At 51.1% G+C, this 16,992-nt stretch carries 12 protein-coding genes; 6 read left to right on the top strand and 6 right to left on the bottom strand.

Annotated features, from left to right (window positions below; genetic code table 11):
- Positions 1-46: 46 nt before the first annotated feature.
- The 4 genes from AAIH57_RS21370 to AAIH57_RS21355 form a co-directional block, all read right to left on the bottom strand.
- The gene (locus AAIH57_RS21370; protein ID WP_430022906.1) at positions 47-1,705 is read right to left on the bottom strand and encodes a glycerol-3-phosphate dehydrogenase/oxidase; all 1,659 of its coding nucleotides are present in this window, start codon (positions 1,703-1,705) and stop codon (positions 47-49) included.
- Positions 1,706-2,106: 401 nt separating this feature from the next.
- The gene (glpK, locus tag AAIH57_RS21365) at positions 2,107-3,594 is read right to left on the bottom strand and encodes a glycerol kinase GlpK (protein ID WP_430022905.1); all 1,488 of its coding nucleotides are present in this window, start codon (positions 3,592-3,594) and stop codon (positions 2,107-2,109) included.
- A gap of 81 nt (positions 3,595-3,675) precedes the next feature.
- Positions 3,676-4,254, bottom strand: a complete 579-nt coding sequence (locus tag AAIH57_RS21360) for a glycerol-3-phosphate responsive antiterminator (RefSeq protein WP_175396826.1) — start codon at positions 4,252-4,254, stop codon at positions 3,676-3,678.
- Between the two features lie 235 nt (positions 4,255-4,489).
- Positions 4,490-5,254: a GTP cyclohydrolase II gene (locus AAIH57_RS21355; RefSeq protein WP_175396827.1), complete on the bottom strand. Its 765-nt coding sequence runs from the start codon at positions 5,252-5,254 to the stop codon at positions 4,490-4,492.
- Between the two features lie 324 nt (positions 5,255-5,578).
- Between AAIH57_RS21355 and AAIH57_RS21350 the strand changes: the two genes are divergently transcribed.
- From AAIH57_RS21350 to AAIH57_RS21325, 6 genes are all read left to right on the top strand, one after another.
- The gene (locus tag AAIH57_RS21350; RefSeq protein ID WP_430022904.1) at positions 5,579-6,853 is read left to right on the top strand and encodes an ABC transporter substrate-binding protein; all 1,275 of its coding nucleotides are present in this window, start codon (positions 5,579-5,581) and stop codon (positions 6,851-6,853) included.
- Between the two features lie 44 nt (positions 6,854-6,897).
- The gene (locus tag AAIH57_RS21345; protein WP_430022903.1) at positions 6,898-7,848 is read left to right on the top strand and encodes a carbohydrate ABC transporter permease; all 951 of its coding nucleotides are present in this window, start codon (positions 6,898-6,900) and stop codon (positions 7,846-7,848) included.
- Between the two features lie 21 nt (positions 7,849-7,869).
- Positions 7,870-8,697 carry a carbohydrate ABC transporter permease gene (locus AAIH57_RS21340; RefSeq protein WP_175396829.1) on the top strand — a complete coding sequence of 276 codons (828 nt, stop codon included), beginning with the start codon at positions 7,870-7,872 and terminating at the stop codon, positions 8,695-8,697.
- 277 nt (positions 8,698-8,974) lie between these two features.
- Positions 8,975-10,528 carry a gluconokinase gene (gene gntK, locus AAIH57_RS21335; protein WP_430022902.1) on the top strand — a complete coding sequence of 518 codons (1,554 nt, stop codon included), beginning with the start codon at positions 8,975-8,977 and terminating at the stop codon, positions 10,526-10,528.
- Between the two features lie 616 nt (positions 10,529-11,144).
- On the top strand, positions 11,145-11,960 hold the full coding sequence (locus AAIH57_RS21330; protein WP_175397071.1) for a hypothetical protein: 816 nt from the start codon (positions 11,145-11,147) through the stop codon (positions 11,958-11,960).
- A 119-nt stretch (positions 11,961-12,079) separates the two neighbouring features.
- Positions 12,080-13,039 carry an MraY family glycosyltransferase gene (locus tag AAIH57_RS21325; protein ID WP_175397072.1) on the top strand — a complete coding sequence of 320 codons (960 nt, stop codon included), beginning with the start codon at positions 12,080-12,082 and terminating at the stop codon, positions 13,037-13,039.
- Positions 13,040-13,211: 172 nt separating this feature from the next.
- Here the strand turns inward: AAIH57_RS21325 and cydC are convergent, their stop codons facing one another.
- Positions 13,212-15,116, bottom strand: coding sequence for a thiol reductant ABC exporter subunit CydC (gene cydC, locus AAIH57_RS21320; protein ID WP_430022901.1), 1,905 nt, complete (start codon positions 15,114-15,116; stop codon positions 13,212-13,214).
- A gap of 1 nt (position 15,117) precedes the next feature.
- Entirely contained in the window at positions 15,118-16,992 is a 1,875-nt protein-coding gene (cydD, locus tag AAIH57_RS21315) for a thiol reductant ABC exporter subunit CydD (protein ID WP_430022900.1), read from the bottom strand.

The following is a 16,992-nucleotide window of genomic DNA, read 5'->3' as shown; positions in this document are numbered from 1 at the left end:
TACGCGCTTACATGTTCCATTCGACCCCCGGAATCGAAATCCTGCATTACCTTTTGCCGGATGCCTCCAATATCAGCGGGTCCAGCTCCTGTTCGTACAATCTCTTTTGCTCATCCGGCCAGCATAACCGCTCACCCATGTACTGAATAACGGCCGACTTATACTTGCGTACCTCATGGATTCGAAAAAATAAATCCCCTGTCCGTCGCACCAAGAAGTCAGCCGGAGTTACAGCCATCTCTTCTTCAATAGCATAATCAAGCATGAGCAGCAGTTCCTGTGGCATGCCATGCCGTTCAGCCTTGGCACGCGGATCAGGCATGCGCTCGTATAGTGCTTCCACATTGGAGCCATAGGTACGGGCCAGCCGTTCCGCTGCAGACCGATCCAGCCCCAGAGCAACTCCGTCCTTAATTTTGCGCTCTGAATAGGAAGCAAATCCGGCTGAACCACCGACGTCTCCACCGGAGATTGGCATCTTCTTCGTGATGCTGGGACCTATGGATCTCCCCGTCTCCTGTTCCAGCTGGCGGGCAGCCAGATCAACAACCATTTCAGCCATTTTGCGATACCCGGTCAACTTGCCTCCTGCAATCGTGATCAGCCCGGACGGCGATACCCAAACTTCGTCCTTGCGTGATATTTCGGAAGGCCCCTTGCCTTCCTCGTGGATCAGCGGACGCACGCCGGCCCACCCCGACTCCACATCTTCGGCACAAATTTGAACTTCTGGAAACATGTCGTTCACCGCATCAATGACATAATCCCGATCTGCTTCGGAAATGAGCGGATGGGCCGGGTCATCTTTGAAGACGGTATCTGTCGTCCCCACGTATGTTTTGCCATCTCGCGGGACCGCGAAGACCATTCTTCCATCCGGGGTATCGAAATAAACAGCCTGTCGAAGCGGAAACCTGGACCCGTCAAACACCAAATGAATCCCCTTCGTCATCTGCAGCGTTTTGCCCTGGCGTGAACCGTCCACCTTGCGCAGCTCATCAACCCACGGACCCGAAGCATTGATGATCTTGCTCGCCCTTAGTTGAACATGCTGGCCTGTTATCTGATCTGTAGCCTGAATGCCGATGATCTTGCCTTGTTCCTTCACGAAACCGTCTGCTTTTACATAGTTCACAGCTTGTGCCCCGCGGCGCACAGCTTCTTTCATCACTTCAAGGGTGAGCCTTGCATCATCCGTCCGATATTCCACATATAGCCCACCGCCCAGCAGTCCCTCTCGGCGCAGCAAAGGTTCACGATCCGAGACGGCTCCGGCGTTCAACATTGCACGACGTTCACTGCGCTTTACGCCAGCGAGCCGGTCATACACCATCAAACCAATGGACGTGCTGAAGCGGCCAAATGTACCTCCCGTATAAATGGGTAACAGCATCGGTTCCGGTGTTGTCACGTGGGGTCCATTTTCATACACTATTGCCCGTTCACGCCCTACCTCAGCCACCATTTTCACTTCAAACTGTTTGAGATATCTTAAGCCACCATGTACCAGTTTGGTAGAACGGCTGGACGTACCCGCAGCAAAGTCCTGCATCTCAACCAGCCCGGTCTTAAGTCCGCGGGACGCTGCATCAAATGCAATGCCTGCCCCGGTAATCCCTCCGCCTATCACCAATATGTCAAAATGTGCATTCGCCATCGATTGAAGATACTCACTGCGTAGTCCTGCTGAGAAAGCTGCTGCCATCGGTATGCCTCCCATTCATTGACTTTATTTTCTTTACAAATTCTCCGTAAAAGAACAAAAAAAGACCACGTCATTCGCTGCAGCAATTGCTGAGCGGTACGTGGTCTCTCCCGATCTCCAGACATCATTTTTTAACTTGTGCCTTAATCCTATCACACATTTTAAGCGGCGTGAAGGCCTGAAATGACACATTATTCAAAAAAATTTCAAAAAGATGTTCTGCCTAAGGATGTAATTTCAAACTGACCCACTAACCTTTTTAATTTCCTTTTAATGGGCATATACATTTCCCCATCCAGGAAAATAAACCCTGTAAGTTATGCATCATTTTCCACCAATAAATATCAACTATTGAATTTGTTTAATGAAAAAGTACAAATGCCCATATTAAATTAGCACACTCACTTGAAGGCCATCGCAGCTTTTACCGCACGCTGCCAGCCGGCGTACAAGTCGTTCCTTGTTTCCTCCGCCATTACCGGATTGAACACACGCTCCGTGTTCTCATGATCTGTAAGTTCCTCGGTGCTTTCCCAGTATCCTACGGCGAGACCTGCCAAATAGGCCGCCCCCAGAGCGGTTGTCTCGTTTACCAAAGGGCGTTCAACCGGAACCCCCAAAATATCGCTCTGAAATTGCATCAAAAAGTCATTCGCCGCTGCACCGCCATCAACCCGTAATGAATCGACAGCGATGCCCGAGTCGGATTCCATGGCAGCCAGCACATCTCTGGTTTGATAGGCTAATGCCTCCAGCGCAGCACGGATAAAGTGTTCCTTGGTTGTCCCGCGTGTCAGGCCGAATACAGCCCCCTTAACCTCGCTGTCCCAATACGGACTGCCCAGCCCCACAAAGGCCGGCACCATATACACCCCATCTGTGGATGGCACCCTTGCGGCATAATCCTCACTATCCTTTGAGGTGCGCAGCATTCTTAACCCGTCGCGCAGCCACTGAATTGCGGAGCCTGCAACAAAGATGCTGCCTTCCAGTGCATACTCCACCTTACCGTTCACGCCCCAGGCAATCGTTGTAATAAGTCCATGATCGGACTGCACCGGATCTTCCCCGGTATTCATGAGCATGAAGCACCCGGTACCGTATGTGTTTTTCATACTGCCCTTGGTATAACATCCCTGCCCGAACAGGGCGGCTTGCTGATCGCCTGCTGCTCCCGCGATCGGAACCCGGTGACCGAAAAAGTGATAATCCATCGTATGTGCGTACACCTCAGAGGAACCCCGTACTTCTGGGAGCATCGCTTTTGGAATGTCGAGAATGCCCAGCAGTTCATCATCCCACTGCAGATCATAGATGTTATACATTAATGTGCGGGAGGCATTGGATACGTCCGTCACATGTGTACCTCCACTCAGCTTCCAGATGAGCCAGCTGTCGATCGTACCAAACAGCAGCTCCCCTTGCGCAGCACGTTCCCGCGCTCCTGGCACATGGTCCAGAATCCACTTGACTTTCGTACCGGAAAAATAGGGATCAATGAGCAGACCCGTTTTCTGACGAAAAAGGTCAGCGAGCCCATTTGATTTCAGCTCCTCACATATCTCAGCGGTCTGTCTCGATTGCCAAACTACAGCATTATAAATAGGCCGGCCCGTTTCTTTGTCCCACACCACGACCGTCTCACGCTGATTCGTAATCCCGATTCCGGCAATCTGGACGGGCTTGATTCCGCTCTCTGCCAAGCATGAAGCCATCACCGCAAGAATGGAACTCCAGATTTCATTCGCATTCTGCTCGACCCAACCCGGTTTGGGAAAATACTGCGGAAATTCCTGCTGCGCAATATGTATGATCTCCCCATCCCGGTTAAACAAGATGGCCCGGGAACTCGTAGTCCCCTGATCCAGAGCCATAATATACTTTTCCATATAGACAACCTCCTGTGTAAGCATATGGCATCATTCGATTCCAGCAGAGCTGCCTGAATTGATGCAATGCGTTGAGTTATGCTACTGCTTCGATCTTGTAAGCGATTCCCCAAAGTGTCGGATCAGGTCAAAATTGGACGTCGTTACTGCTGTTGCTCCAGCCTCGAGCGCCAATTCGACTTCTTGGGCGGATCGGATCAGTCCACCGGCAATAATGGGGATTCCTGTCCGCTCTGCCACCTCCGTAATAATATGCGGAATAACGCCGGGAAGCACCTCAATATAATCCGGCTTTGTTTTCGCCAGCAACTGATAACTTTTCTCCAAAGCATTCGTATCCAGCAGAAACACACGCTGAATGGCGGTAATCCCCTTTTGTTTCGCTTTTTGAATCACGGTCGCCCGCGTTGAAATCAATCCTGCCGGACGAATATGCTGACACAGATATTCTGCCGCGTACTCGTCATTCTTCAGCCCTTGTACCAGATCGGCATGGAGCAGTATCTTCTTGCTGCGGCGCCGAGCCTCATCCAGCAAACTCTCCAACTGAGCAATATGGGTATCCAGCAGAACCCCATACGTATAAGGGCCCTCAATAATCGCTTCGAACTGCTTCATGCTCTTGGCAGCCGGTAACATGCTCTGTCCCTCAAATGGCACAATCGTTCCTCCTGCATCATTCAGATTGCCTATATTGTATAATCCGCATGGTAGATCGGCAAGCAGAGCCAAGCGTAACAACTTAAATCCAATAGAACGCAGTGCTCCGTACTAAACACAAAAAAAGCCGTTGTTGCACACCTCTGAAGAAGTGAACAACAACAGCCAGCCTGTCGGTTATACAACAGGACATGTTCCACCGAAATCATGCTGTTTAACGCATACGGACTATACGTTAAGCCTGTGCATGCGGAAGCAGCACTTCATTAGCCCAGCCATCATTCTCTGCCAAGTGACCGGAACGGCTTACTTTGGTCTGTAAATATTTCTCATTGAAAGCCGAACGATCTCCCCACAAAGGAACACGTCCGCCCACATTCAGTCCCGCTTCCTGCAATGCAGCCAGCTTCCGCGGGTTGTTGGTGATCAATGTAACTGGTGCGGAACGCAGTGCACGCAATACGGCAATGGCATCATCATAGTTACGGGCATCGTCCGTAAATCCGAGTTGAAGGTTGGCATCAACGGTATCCAAACCTTCCTCTTGCAGAATGTAAGCCATTGCTTTGCTGAACAGACCAATACCGCGGCCTTCATGGTTCGCCAGATAGAACAAGGCACCGGCTCCATGGGCTGCGATCATTTTCATGGACTGTTCCAGCTGGAAGCCGCAATCACAGCGTTTGCTGCCAAAAATATCGCCGGTATGACAGATGCTGTGCATGCGGATCAGCGCTTCCTGTGCTTCAGCAAAATCTCCGTACACCAGCACACTCGATTGCTGACGCTCTGCCAGTTCGGCAGTCGCCAGTGATTCAATCAGTTCGCCGCTGTCCATCACCTTATCCGATTTCAGCCAGCTGTACCACTGGAATGTGCGTGTCTCTCCATCCAAATTGACCGGCAGTTTGATCGGTCCAACCAGATATATAAATTCTTTTCCACTCGGAAAAGTCTGGATTTTGGGGGCAAGTAGTTGAATAATATGTGAATTAATCATAATGATAAGTTCCTCCTGTTAAGCCATTTTATATGCTGGTTGAGCCGCATCTAGACCGAAAAAAGATCATCGGACGGATATGGTACGTATCTATATTATTGTCATCATCATTAGTTACTTTATGTAAGCAAGTTTAAAATAAAAATTATATTGTGTCAAGTAACTTTTGTTTTTAAAGTAACTAATAAAATTATGATATGGAACCGTCACAAATTTGTGTTTCATTTTTAGAATATTGGGTATGAGTTTATAAACTGCTCATAGAATGATGTTGTAGTCCAAAGTACTTCATGCCTCGAACTTAACGATGAGGGGGTTGTGCACATGATCCGCGGGAAAAAAACTTGCTGGACAGCCATCATGATGGTCTGCGTCCTGCTTATAAGCGGATGCTCCATCTGGCCAGGACAAAACGATTCTGCGAACAACAAAAAGGTAGCGCTTACACTTTGGTACTGGAACCGTTCCATTGATGATAAGCTGATTGCCAAGGCCAGGGAAAAGTTCCCGAATATTGAGCTGACCGCTCAAAAGATCGGCGGTGATTTTAAGGCAAAGCTCAAAACAACGCTGGCAGCCAAATCAGGTGAGCCGGATATTGTGGCCTTAAATGACTGGATCATGGAGCTCTTCCCCAGTGAGGACCGTTTTTATAATCTTTATGATCTCGGTGCAGGGGATATCGAAGATCAATATCTGGATTGGAAATGGAAACAAGGTGTAACACCAAGCGGACAGATGATCGGTTTTCCGATGGATACGGGACCGACAGCACTCTTTTACCGTGCAGACCTGTTTAAGGAAGCCGGACTTCCATCCGAGCCGGAAGATGTTTCCCGTCAGCTGAACAGCTGGGAGGCGTATGCTGCTGCCGGAGAACAGATCAAGGAGAAATTGGGAGGAAAGGTTTATCTGACCGACAACATTGGAAGCGTTTACAACCAAGTGTTATCCCAAGGAGCTGAGCGTTACTTCCGTCCGAATGGTTCGTTTATCGGCATGGACTCTCCTCTCGTACGAACAAGCTGGGATACATCCATTGATTTTAAACAAAAAGGACTGCTTGCCAATGCGGACGGCTGGACTCCAGGCTGGAATGCAGCGATGAACAATGGGGAAATTGCATCCTTCGTAGGTGCTGTCTGGATGAAACAGGTACTGCAGGAAGCTGCGCCGGATACATCCGGTAAGTGGCGGGTAGCCCGCGCTCCTGGAGGAGATGGCAATAATGGCGGTTCGTTCCTGTCTATTTTGAAATCCAGTGAGCATCCTCAGGAGGCATTCGAGCTGGTTCGCTGGCTGCAGAGTCCGGAAAACCAGCTGGAGCAATATCAAACATTGAACCTTTTCCCTTCCGCACCAGGCGTGTTTGATTCACCTGCAATGAAAGAAGAAGAGCCCTTCTTCGGCGGACAGGCGACAGGACCAGTGTTTGCCGAATCGGCCCAGCAGGTTCCAGATGCTTTTTTTGGTGAACGATACCCATCGGTGCACAACATTATTACCCGGCGGCTGAATGATGTCGCGAAGCAAAATGCCGATCCCGGACAGGTCTGGACCGATACCGTACACCGCGTCGAGCGGGAACTGCAGCGTTAACCTGAAGAACGTGTGTGTTCGATATCCGCAAAGGAGGAATTCATATGGCTGTCACCGAACCTCGCCTCACTCCCGAACCCGGAGCCGTGCGTCCGGACCTGGATCGGAAGAAATCTCTCCTGTCCCAGATTTGGGAGCATCGTGCTCTATATGTTGCAATTTCACCGTTCTATATTCTGTTTGCCGTGTTTGGCCTGTTTCCCATCGGTTTCTCGTTGTATCTGGCGTTCCACAAGTGGGACGGCATCGGAGTAATGACCTACAACGGGCTGAACAATTTCAAATACATGCTGACCGATGCCGAGTTCTGGCAGGCTGTGGGCAATACGTTCATGATCTGGATTTACTCCACCATACCCATGCTGTTCTTCGCCCTCATCGTGGCCTTTTTACTGCATGCGCCATTCGTGAAGTTCCGTACGCTGTTTCGGGTCGGTTACTTCCTGCCGAACGTCACCTCCATCGTGGCCGTGGCGATCATTTTCGGCGCGCTGTTTGCCAACAATTATGGCTTCCTCAACTACCTACTGCAGTCGGTCGGGCTTCCCGTCGTGGAATGGCTTAATGCCCCTTGGGGTATTAAGGTGGCCATCTCCTCCATGGTGGTCTGGCGCTGGACGGGTTACAACGCGGTCATTTACCTGGCCGGACTTCAGAGCATTCCGCAAACCTTGTATGAAGCAGCCAAAATTGACGGCGCATCCGGGATACAGTCCTTTTTCCGAATTACGATTCCGATGCTGCGACCTGTCATTCTGTTCACGGTAATTACATCAACGATTGGTGGCATGCAGCTGTTTACCGAACCCCAGATTCTCGTAGGCAACGATGGCGGCGCAGGTGCGGCCGGGATGACCATCGTTCTGTACCTTTACCGCGAATCGTTTATCAACAATTACTTCGGCTATGGTGCAGCGGTCGGTTGGGGCATGTTCCTCATTATTGCCCTGTTCTCCATCGTGAACTGGAAGCTCGTTCAAGGCAAATCATCCTGATGTGACAAGGGGGGAGCGCTCATGACGTCCAAACACCTCAAATCGCTGGTGTTGTATACCGGTCTTATCGGGGGCATGCTCATTTCCATGTTCCCGTTCTATTGGCTAATTGTAATGTCCACCCGGACGACGTCCGACATTTACGCCTTTCCGCCCCAGCTCTGGTTCGGGGGAGAACTATGGAACAATATCAGCCGGGTGCTGGAGCAGATTGACTTCTGGGGTGCATTTGTCAATACATTGTTTGTATCCGGCATGGTGACGGTGTTGGTGTTGTTCTTTGATTCACTGGCGGGTTTTGCGTTTGCGAAGTTTGAATTCCCGGGCAAAAAGTGGCTCTTCGTCCTGCTGCTCGCCACCATGATGGTGCCTTCCCAGCTGTCGCTGGTACCTTCCTTCGTACTCATGGCGACGTTCGGTTGGGTTGGTTCCTTCAAGGCCCTCATCATTCCGGGCATGGTGAACGCCTTCGGCATTTTCTGGATTCGCCAGTATGCCACGGAGTCCATCCCCAATGACCTGCTCGATGCGGGCCGAATTGACGGCTGTAATTTCTTCCGGCTCTATTGGAACGTGGCGCTGCCAATCCTGCGACCTGCGTTTGCGTTTCTCGGAGCGTTTACCTTTATCGGTGTGTGGAATGACTACCTGTGGCCGCTTATTGTCCTGACAGATGAGCGCAAATACACGCTGCAGATTGCCCTCTCACAATTAAACGGACTGTACAATACGGACTACGCCATGGTCATTGCCGGGACACTGCTCGCGGTTATTCCGCTCATCATCATGTTCCTGTTCATCAGCCGCCAGTTCATTTCAGACATTGCTGCAGGGGCTGTGAAGGACTAAGACATCGGCCATTTTGATCCATCCCTCAAGTCTGATATTCTTATCTATAGATAAATACCAGATGCCATATAAGTTGGATGAATAGCGACACGTAAACGGAGGGGACAGAAAGGACCTGAGGAAGTGCAACGTTCGCGTTTATAACCAAATTTCTTCCTTTGAAGAGAAGAACCAAGAAATTTGGGAATAACAGCGATCAGAAGGCTTTCTGTACCCGGAGTGTTAACGTGCAGCAGCATTCATTTAACTTATATGTTAGAGAAAGAGGGATGACAAAATGGCTTCTTCACCCTATATGATCGGCGTAGATATCGGTACCACCTCCACCAAAGCTGTGCTGTTTGAACAGAACGGCTCCATCGTGGCTCAGGGCGGTGCCGATTATCCGCTGTACACTCCTACTCCTGCGATTGCAGAACAGGATGCGGACGATATTTTCCAAGCTGTCGTGCAATCCGTTAAACAGGCCACGTCCAAGGCGGGTGTCAAACCTGACGAAATCCTGTTTGTATCGTTCAGCTCCGCCATGCACAGCATCCTGCCTGTCGATGAACACGGCAAACCGCTGATGCGGGCCATGACGTGGGCAGACAATCGCAGTGCAGAGTGGACCGAAGCACTCAAAAACGAGATGAACGGCCACGAAATCTACCTGAGAACAGGTACGCCGATCCATCCAATGTCACCTATAACCAAAATCATGTGGCTGACCCGGGAACAGCCGGAGCTGTTTAAGCAGACCCATAAATTCATCTCCATGAAAGAATACGTGTTCTTCAAGCTGTTTAATGAATACGTGATCGACCACTCCATGGCATCTGCTACAGGAATGATGAATCTCGAAAAACTGGACTGGGACGAGGAAGCCCTGCATGTGGCAGGGATTACGCCAGACCATTTGTCCCGGCTTGTACCGACCACTCATGTACTCAAGGAGGGGTTGAACCCGGAATACGCGAAGGAAATGGGCATTGCAGACAAAACACCATTTGTCATCGGGGCCAGTGACGGCGTGCTCTCCAATCTCGGCGTGAACGCCATTGATCCTGGCGTTGTGGCCGTGACCATCGGTACCAGCGGCGCGATTCGCACGGTAGTGGACAAACCGGTTACCGATCCAAAAGGCCGCTTCTTCTGTTACGCGCTCACTGAGGATGCGTGGGTAATCGGTGGTCCAGTGAACAACGGCGGGGTCATTTTCCGCTGGATTCGGGACGAGTTTGCGGCTTCCGAGGTAGAGACGGCAAAGCGACTGGGCATCGATCCTTATGAAGTGCTGACTCGTGTCGCGGAAAATGTACCACCAGGATCGGAAGGTCTGCTCTTCCATCCCTATATGACAGGTGAGCGGGCTCCGCTCTGGAATCCGAATGCTCGCGGCTCCTTCTTCGGTCTGACGCTTCATCATAAGAAGGAGCACATGATCCGCGCGGCTTTGGAAGGCGTGCTGTTCAATCTGTATACCGTCATGCTTGCTATTGAGGAGAAGATCGGCCGTCCCACCAAAATTCAAGCAACAGGCGGCTTTGCCCGCTCCGAACTGTGGCGGCAGATGATGGCGGATATATTTGACCAGGATGTGATCATTCCTGAAAGTATTGAGAGCTCCTGCCTGGGCGCAGCAGTGCTGGGTCTCTACGCTCTTGGCCGCATTGATTCCCTGAGTGCCGTCTCCGGCATGATCGGATCAACGCATCGTCATCAGCCTGACCCAGACAGCGTCCGCATCTACCGGGAATTGCTGCCAATCTTCATCCGGATCTCTCGCAAGTTTGAAGAGGAGTATGCGGATATCGCCGCTTTTCAAAATAAAACGATGCATCAGAAGTAAGCTTGCCACGCTAGCGAATCGCAGGCACCTTATGTTGAGGTTAAACCTTGGCATGTTGAAGCTAAAAAACTTCAGCCACGTTATTTCGGCAGGAGTTTGCGCTGGAACCGATAATGTAGCCAAATAAAGTGCCTGGGATTCGTTAGAGCACCGCTTCTGTTAAAATTCACCGAATAGCGTGTCTCCAGTTCATTAGAAGGAATATGAGTTGCTGCACGTTCAAGAGGGTCATCCCGTCATGTTTATGACATATGGGATGGCCCTTCTTCATGTACATTTCTTTTGTACAAAAATATTCTGAATGATGAATCCCCACTCCTCCGAACTCGAGGTTCAGACTCAAAACAATCGCACCTTAGAACCTGGAAAGAGATAGTCCAATATGCTACGGTCATAGATATGAAAAACAATATCCTTATTGTTTGAAAATGGAGCTGACTAATATCTGTATATACAGACCTTCCGTCGCGCATTAGAATCTTACTTTTACAGATTGGCTCAAGCAACGCATTGAAGACAAGCAGCATGTCCACTCTCTGCGAAAGGATGATCTGAACAGCCGATTTCCCGGTCTAGTGGAATGAATATGGAATACGACAGGAGGCTAACTGCATTGTTGGACAAAAAAGCGGCAAAAATACTGCTGAATACATTCTGGGGAGGTGGCGGCTGGAAGACTGCTCCTGCACCCTTCTCTGGTGATGAATTTGAATATGCCAAAAGCAAACATGTGATGTTCGATCCGCTGACCATCACCCATGACGAGATCGTTGATCGTCTGCACCAGCTTCACCAGGACACCACCATGAAGGAAAGAGTTGTTTCGGCTTTTGTGCACAGCCTGTCCACCAAAAAAGTATATTTACGCAGTGCGCTCTCAAGCTGGGCATTAACCTCACAGTTGCCTCTGCACACCTATGGGGAGCGGCCCGCACTGCATGCCAATACCAGTTCATGCGGGGATTGCAATTACCTGCGACTACAGTCGGACAGGGAATATGTAAACGTCGATCTGAACGTTCTGAATTTTGAGCGGATCAAATGGGGCGGTGTTCGTCATAACTGGCTGCTCTACTGCCTGATGGACCTGGAATTGCTGCGTCTCGACAATGAATCAAGCTACGAGGTAACCCCTGAAGATATAACCATACTTGAACACCTTCTCGCAGCCTCTCAGACAGGCGATCCCAGAGATAGTGCCCGCTCGCTTGAGAAGCTATGGAAAGGTCTGTTCCCTTCGAGCAAACAGGAACGGGATGCCCTGCTTGAGATTTGGGCGGCCTCGGGTCTGCTTGTTCCCGGAGATAAGCCCAGAAAAGGCAAGGGTGGCTCCAGTGATTTTATATTTGCCGCTACCTGGCAAGGAGATGACGGTTATAATGCAGAGGCCGCGAACCACTACTTTGGCTCTTATCTTCAACAAACGTTCTAATATGCTAGTGTTCTGTTGCATGTTTAGTCGTGCTGGTTACAATAATGACATCGACAGATTTCCGCTTTAGCTCGTATAATAGGGGGAAAATGGTAGATGGGAGTGAATCAAGCAATTTTATGGTATACATAATGGCATTTTTGCTGTCTTTTATTGTCGTGCTTCTGCTCATTCCTCCGCTTAGCCGATTGGCTCACCGCCTCGATTTTGTGGACAAGCCTCGGGAGGATGTAGAGCGCAAGCTGCACAGGCAGCCGATTCCACTGACGGCGAGTTACGCGATATTTACTGGATTCTTCCTGACATACATTGCATTTACGAAGCAGCTATCCATGGAAACGGCCGCACTGGTTGCAGGTGGCATGCTTCTGTTAACGATTGGTACCATTGACGACTGGTACAAAACAAAAGGCAAAGACTTCCCTGCCTTGCCCAAGATGATCATTCAGATCTCTGCAGCGGTGCTCGTATTTGCTTCCGGAATTGCATTCACCGGGTTCGTTAACCCGCTGACCTCGGAATACGTCATGCTTCCATTCTGGCTGCAATTCCTGCTGACGATCCTGTGGATTTTCGGTGTAACCACCGTTATCAACTTCTCGGACGGCATGGATGGGCTCGCTGGCGGATTATCGGCGATCTCGGCAGTCACGCTGTTTGTCGTTGCCCTGGCCAAAGGCCAAAGCGATTCAGCACTCATGTCCATCGTGCTCGTGGGTGTAACGCTTGGTTATCTGAAATACAACAAACCTCCAGCCAAGGTGTTTATGGGCGATGCGGGAGCCACATTCCTAGGTTTCATCCTGGCTGTCATTGCCCTTGACGGTGCATTCAAACAAGCGACCATGCTGTCGCTGTTCATCCCGATTTTGGCCCTTGGTGTACCGATCTTCGACAATATCTTTGTCGTGATCAAACGTTTCATTCAGGGAAAAGCCATCTATCAGGCAGATGCAAGCCAAGCCCACTATCGCCTTCTGCGTGCAGGGCTGAACCACAAGCAGGTGGTTGGCGTCTTGTATCTCATCAGTACCTGTCTCTGCCTTTCTTCCATTATTCTAATGCTGGTGGAGATGTAGGGGACTGGCGGCGTACGTTACAACATACAGGTATTAAAAGAGACGAGCCCATGATTTCATGGGCTCGTCTCTTTTGGCTGATGTGCTTCATCAACGATATAATTCCGAGAATGGCAGCACATTTGTCATGCCACCTGCATTATCCTGCCGCCTACGACATGCTTGATCACGCTTACCTGGAAGCTGCGGGTGGCAGAGGCATATCCGTCTTCTGCCAGTCTGCCCAGCCCGGTCGATCGAGTTCAACAAGACGACGGTAGCGCTCTTCCCGAGCCAGCAGCTGTTCGTGTGAACCCTGCATGGCAATTTGTCCATTTTCCATAAAAATAAGCTCATCCATCTGTTCCGCACCAATGAGGTGATGGGTAACCCAGATCATCGTTTTGCCCTGCATGCTGTCCAAAATGGTACGCATAAGTGCGCGTTCCGTCACCGGATCAAGTCCGACTGTTGGTTCATCGAAGATGACAACAGGCGTTTCCCGCAGCAGTACCCGGGCCAGCGCAATCCGCTGCCGTTCTCCACCCGAAAATCGAATGCCCGTCTCCAGCATCGGGGTATTGTACCCCTGTGGCAGAGACTCAATAAGGCTGGCTAGACCCACTTGGGCGGCCACACGCCTAATCTCCTCATCGGTTGCATGAGGACGGCCAATCCGCAGATTGTTTGCTACTGTCGTGTCGAAGAGGTGCGGATTCTGGTTCAGCACGGCAATGACATCAGGTACATTCTCCCCCAGCGTTTGCACAGGCTGATCGTTGATTAACACGGCCCCGGCCGACGACGGCCGCAGCGCACCTTGAATCAGCTTCAGAAGTGTAGATTTCCCGCCGCCACTACGTCCAAGAATAGCTAACCGCTTGCCCTGGGGAAGATGAAGAGATATATCCTGCACAGCATAGGAATCTTCTGAATCATACCGGTAACTTATGCGGTCGATCCGAATATCCGCTCTCAGCTTCGGAGGGATCCGCAGGCGGATTCGCTGATCTCGTGAATTCCTCGTCATGTCCATGGACATAGATAAAGCTTCTGGCACCTGCTCAGTGTCAGTCCCGACTGATGGGGCACCATGAATGTTCCCCTCACCCTCCAGATGCTGCAATCGCTCCAGCGATTCTCGGTATTGTGGAAGTCGCTCCACTGCATCTGAAACTGGCAGCAAGGCTTCCGTGAGTGGAAACAGTACCAGTACAAACGCCGCAATCATGACTGCGGGAAGCTGCCCGGCAAAAACCTCACTTCCTGCCCATAATGTCACGGACACTACCATCAGTCCAATGACACACTGGGCAATCAGATCACGCCACCGTGTCCAGCTTCGCAGGCTGCACCGAACCGAGTCTGCCTGCGCTTCTCCCTCTTCCTGGAGGCGGATAAATTCCGCCGCTCGTCCACTTGCCATCCAATCCCCCAGGCCAAGCACGCCGTCTGTCAGCCGGGTGTATAGCTGACTGTTCTTCCTTTTCAGCTGCACCCTCCGACTCCACGTCACCTTTAAAGTGATGGCAGGCAAGAGAGCAACAAGAAATAACATGTAGAGACCCATCCATAATGCAAATCCCAGATCCACGGTTCCAAAAGAAATAACCGCTGCACCATACAGAATTAGCGCCGTGACGGCCGGAAAGACGGTACGCAGATAAATGTCCTGCAATCGCTCCACATCCTCCGCGAGTGCTCCGAGTACATCGCCGGTCTGCATGCGGGAGCGCAGAAACAGAGCTTGCGGCTCCAATATCCGGTACAGCTTCACCCGCTGGTCCGCGAGCACACGCAGCACGGCATCATGACCCGCCAACCGTTCGACATATCGGAACACAGCACGGAAAATCCCGAAGGCACGCACGCCTACAATCGGTACGTATACCATCAATATATTTTCAGGACGGAGCGCAGACTTGGAGATCAGAAATCCGGAAGTGAAGAGCAGCAGAACTGCACAACATGCAGCGCATGTTCCGAGTGCAAGGACTCCGGTAAATCTCCAGCGGTACTGTGCGACGTAAGGAGCAATCCAGTTATTCTTTTTACTCCCGTTTCGAGCCGTTTCGGTCTGCTCATATCCGGCTTTCATCTCATACCGCCTCCATTTGGGCCTGAATCATCTGGTAGTATACGCCCTGTTTTGCCAGCAGCTTTTCATGCGTTCCTGTCTCCGCTATCGTCCCGCCATCCATAACGATGATGCAATCCATATGCGGCATCCAGTGCAGACGATGCGTAGCCAGAAACACCAGCTTGCCTTCAAATATAGGCAGCATGGTCTGTTTCAGTTCATACTCGGTTTCCACATCCAGATGTGCGGTCGGCTCATCCAGCAGCAGGACAGGCCGTGCACTTAGCAAGGCCCTGGCGAGGGCCACCCGCTGCTCCTGTCCACCGCTGAGCTGCCTGCCGCCAGCTCCAATCGGCTCATAGAGCCCCTTCGGCAAGGAAGTTACCAACTTGTTCAACCCGGCAGCGGCAATCGCACCGGCAACCTCTGCATCCGATGCTTCCGGCATATAGAAGCGAACGTTATCAGCCAGGCTTCCACTGAATATATAAGGATGCTGAGGTATGGCTGCCGTTTGCGTTCTCCAGGAGTCCATCATCTCTGGAGATACGGGCTGACTGTTCACTAATACCTGGCCTGAAGTGGGCAGTTGAAAACCCGCCAGCACGTCAATCAAAGTTGATTTCCCTGAACCACTGGCACCAATGATACCCACTTTGGCGAGACCCGAGATTTGGAATGTAACATCCTCCAACGAGCAGGGCCCCTCCTCTTCATGCCGCACTTGCACATCCGTAAGCGCCAGTCGGCTGCCCGCATTCCATAAAAGCTTCGATGAAGGGGCATAGACAGGGTCACGGGTGCTCTCCTCACGCAGTACAACACGTATCGTTGATGAGAGTACACTTCTGTTGCCAGAAGAAGGCTGATGCACAACTCCTGCTCCATCCGTCTCTACTTCTGCTTGAAAAACAGTATTGGCGTACGCCTCCCGCTGTCTCTCTTCTGCAGCTTTCCCCCGCTCAATCATCTGTTCAATCGCTGCTCCGGCCTCTTTACCATCCAATGTCGCATGATAATCGGCACCCACCATCCGTACAGGCAGGAAATATTCCGGTGCCAGAATAAGTACCGTGAGTGCTGGACCGAGAAGCATCTGTCCTTCCGTTAGCCGCAAACCCAGACCTACCGCGACAGAGGCAACCGACAGCATCGTGAAGAAATCCAGGGCGAAGGAAGACAAAAAAGCCATGCGCAGCGTAGACAGCGTCGCTATACGGTAACGCTGACTGACCCGAACAATCGTATTCGCGTGCTTGCCACTCTGTCCCAGCGTTTTCAGCGTCTCCAGTCCGCGAAGCGTATCCACGAAGTGATTCGCCAGTGCCTTGTATGACTTGAATTGCCCATCCATCTTGCGCTGTGCAGCAAGACCAACCAGAATCATGAACACAATCAATATGGGAAGGGTCAGCATCAAAATAATGCCGGACATGACATCCAGCTTGAACACATACAACAGAATCACAATAGGGGTGAACCCCATGCCCAGCATGCGGGGAATAAACAGCTCCAGATACGTTTTGTACTGGGCCGTCCCTTCCCGTGCCAGTGTGACCAGGTGTCCTGTTCCTTCTGTTTTGGCAAAACGCGGGCCCAGCCTGAACCACTGCTCCACCATCTGTCTGCGCAGATCGGTTCCTGTTTTCTCTGCATAACGCAAGGCAACCCGCTGCAACCAGAAGGAAATGGCATACCGGGCGGCAAAAGCAGCCAGGAACAGCAGCAGCACAGGGTACTGCTCTGTTATGGATGACCCTTCAAACAATGCTGTTATGGCCTCGGCGAGCCATTTGGCCTGCATAATAATCGTCATCGCCTGCAGCAGCACCAGCGCTGAAGCCAGCGCCAGTACTGGCCGAATCCCCGGCAGCTTCAGCAATCCCCGTCCCAT

Source organism: Paenibacillus sp. MABNR03 (assembly GCF_050455445.1).
In the GTDB taxonomy this organism is placed as follows: Bacteria; Bacillota; Bacilli; order Paenibacillales; family Paenibacillaceae; genus Paenibacillus; species Paenibacillus xylanilyticus.
Note: the sequence above shows the minus strand (reverse complement) of the source record. Positions and strands in the feature narration are given on the sequence as shown.

Bases quoted from the DNA above. Each gene is read 5' to 3' on its own strand.
- AAIH57_RS21370 (WP_430022906.1), bottom strand. From the start codon at position 1,705: ATGGCAGCAGCTTTCTCAGCAGGACTACGCAGTGAGTATCTTCAATCG.
- cydC (WP_430022901.1), bottom strand. From the start codon at position 15,116: ATGAAAGCCGGATATGAGCAGACCGAAACGGCTCGAAACGGGAGTAAA.
- AAIH57_RS21350 (WP_430022904.1), top strand. From the start codon at position 5,579: ATGATCCGCGGGAAAAAAACTTGCTGGACAGCCATCATGATGGTCTGC.
- cydD (WP_430022900.1), bottom strand. From the start codon at position 16,992: ATGGGACGGGGATTGCTGAAGCTGCCGGGGATTCGGCCAGTACTGGCG.
- AAIH57_RS21345 (WP_430022903.1), top strand. From the start codon at position 6,898: ATGGCTGTCACCGAACCTCGCCTCACTCCCGAACCCGGAGCCGTGCGT.
- AAIH57_RS21340 (WP_175396829.1), top strand. From the start codon at position 7,870: ATGACGTCCAAACACCTCAAATCGCTGGTGTTGTATACCGGTCTTATC.
- gntK (WP_430022902.1), top strand. From the start codon at position 8,975: ATGGCTTCTTCACCCTATATGATCGGCGTAGATATCGGTACCACCTCC.
- glpK (WP_430022905.1), bottom strand. From the start codon at position 3,594: ATGGAAAAGTATATTATGGCTCTGGATCAGGGGACTACGAGTTCCCGG.
- AAIH57_RS21325 (WP_175397072.1), top strand. From the start codon at position 12,080: ATGGTATACATAATGGCATTTTTGCTGTCTTTTATTGTCGTGCTTCTG.
- AAIH57_RS21355 (WP_175396827.1), bottom strand. From the start codon at position 5,254: ATGATTAATTCACATATTATTCAACTACTTGCCCCCAAAATCCAGACT.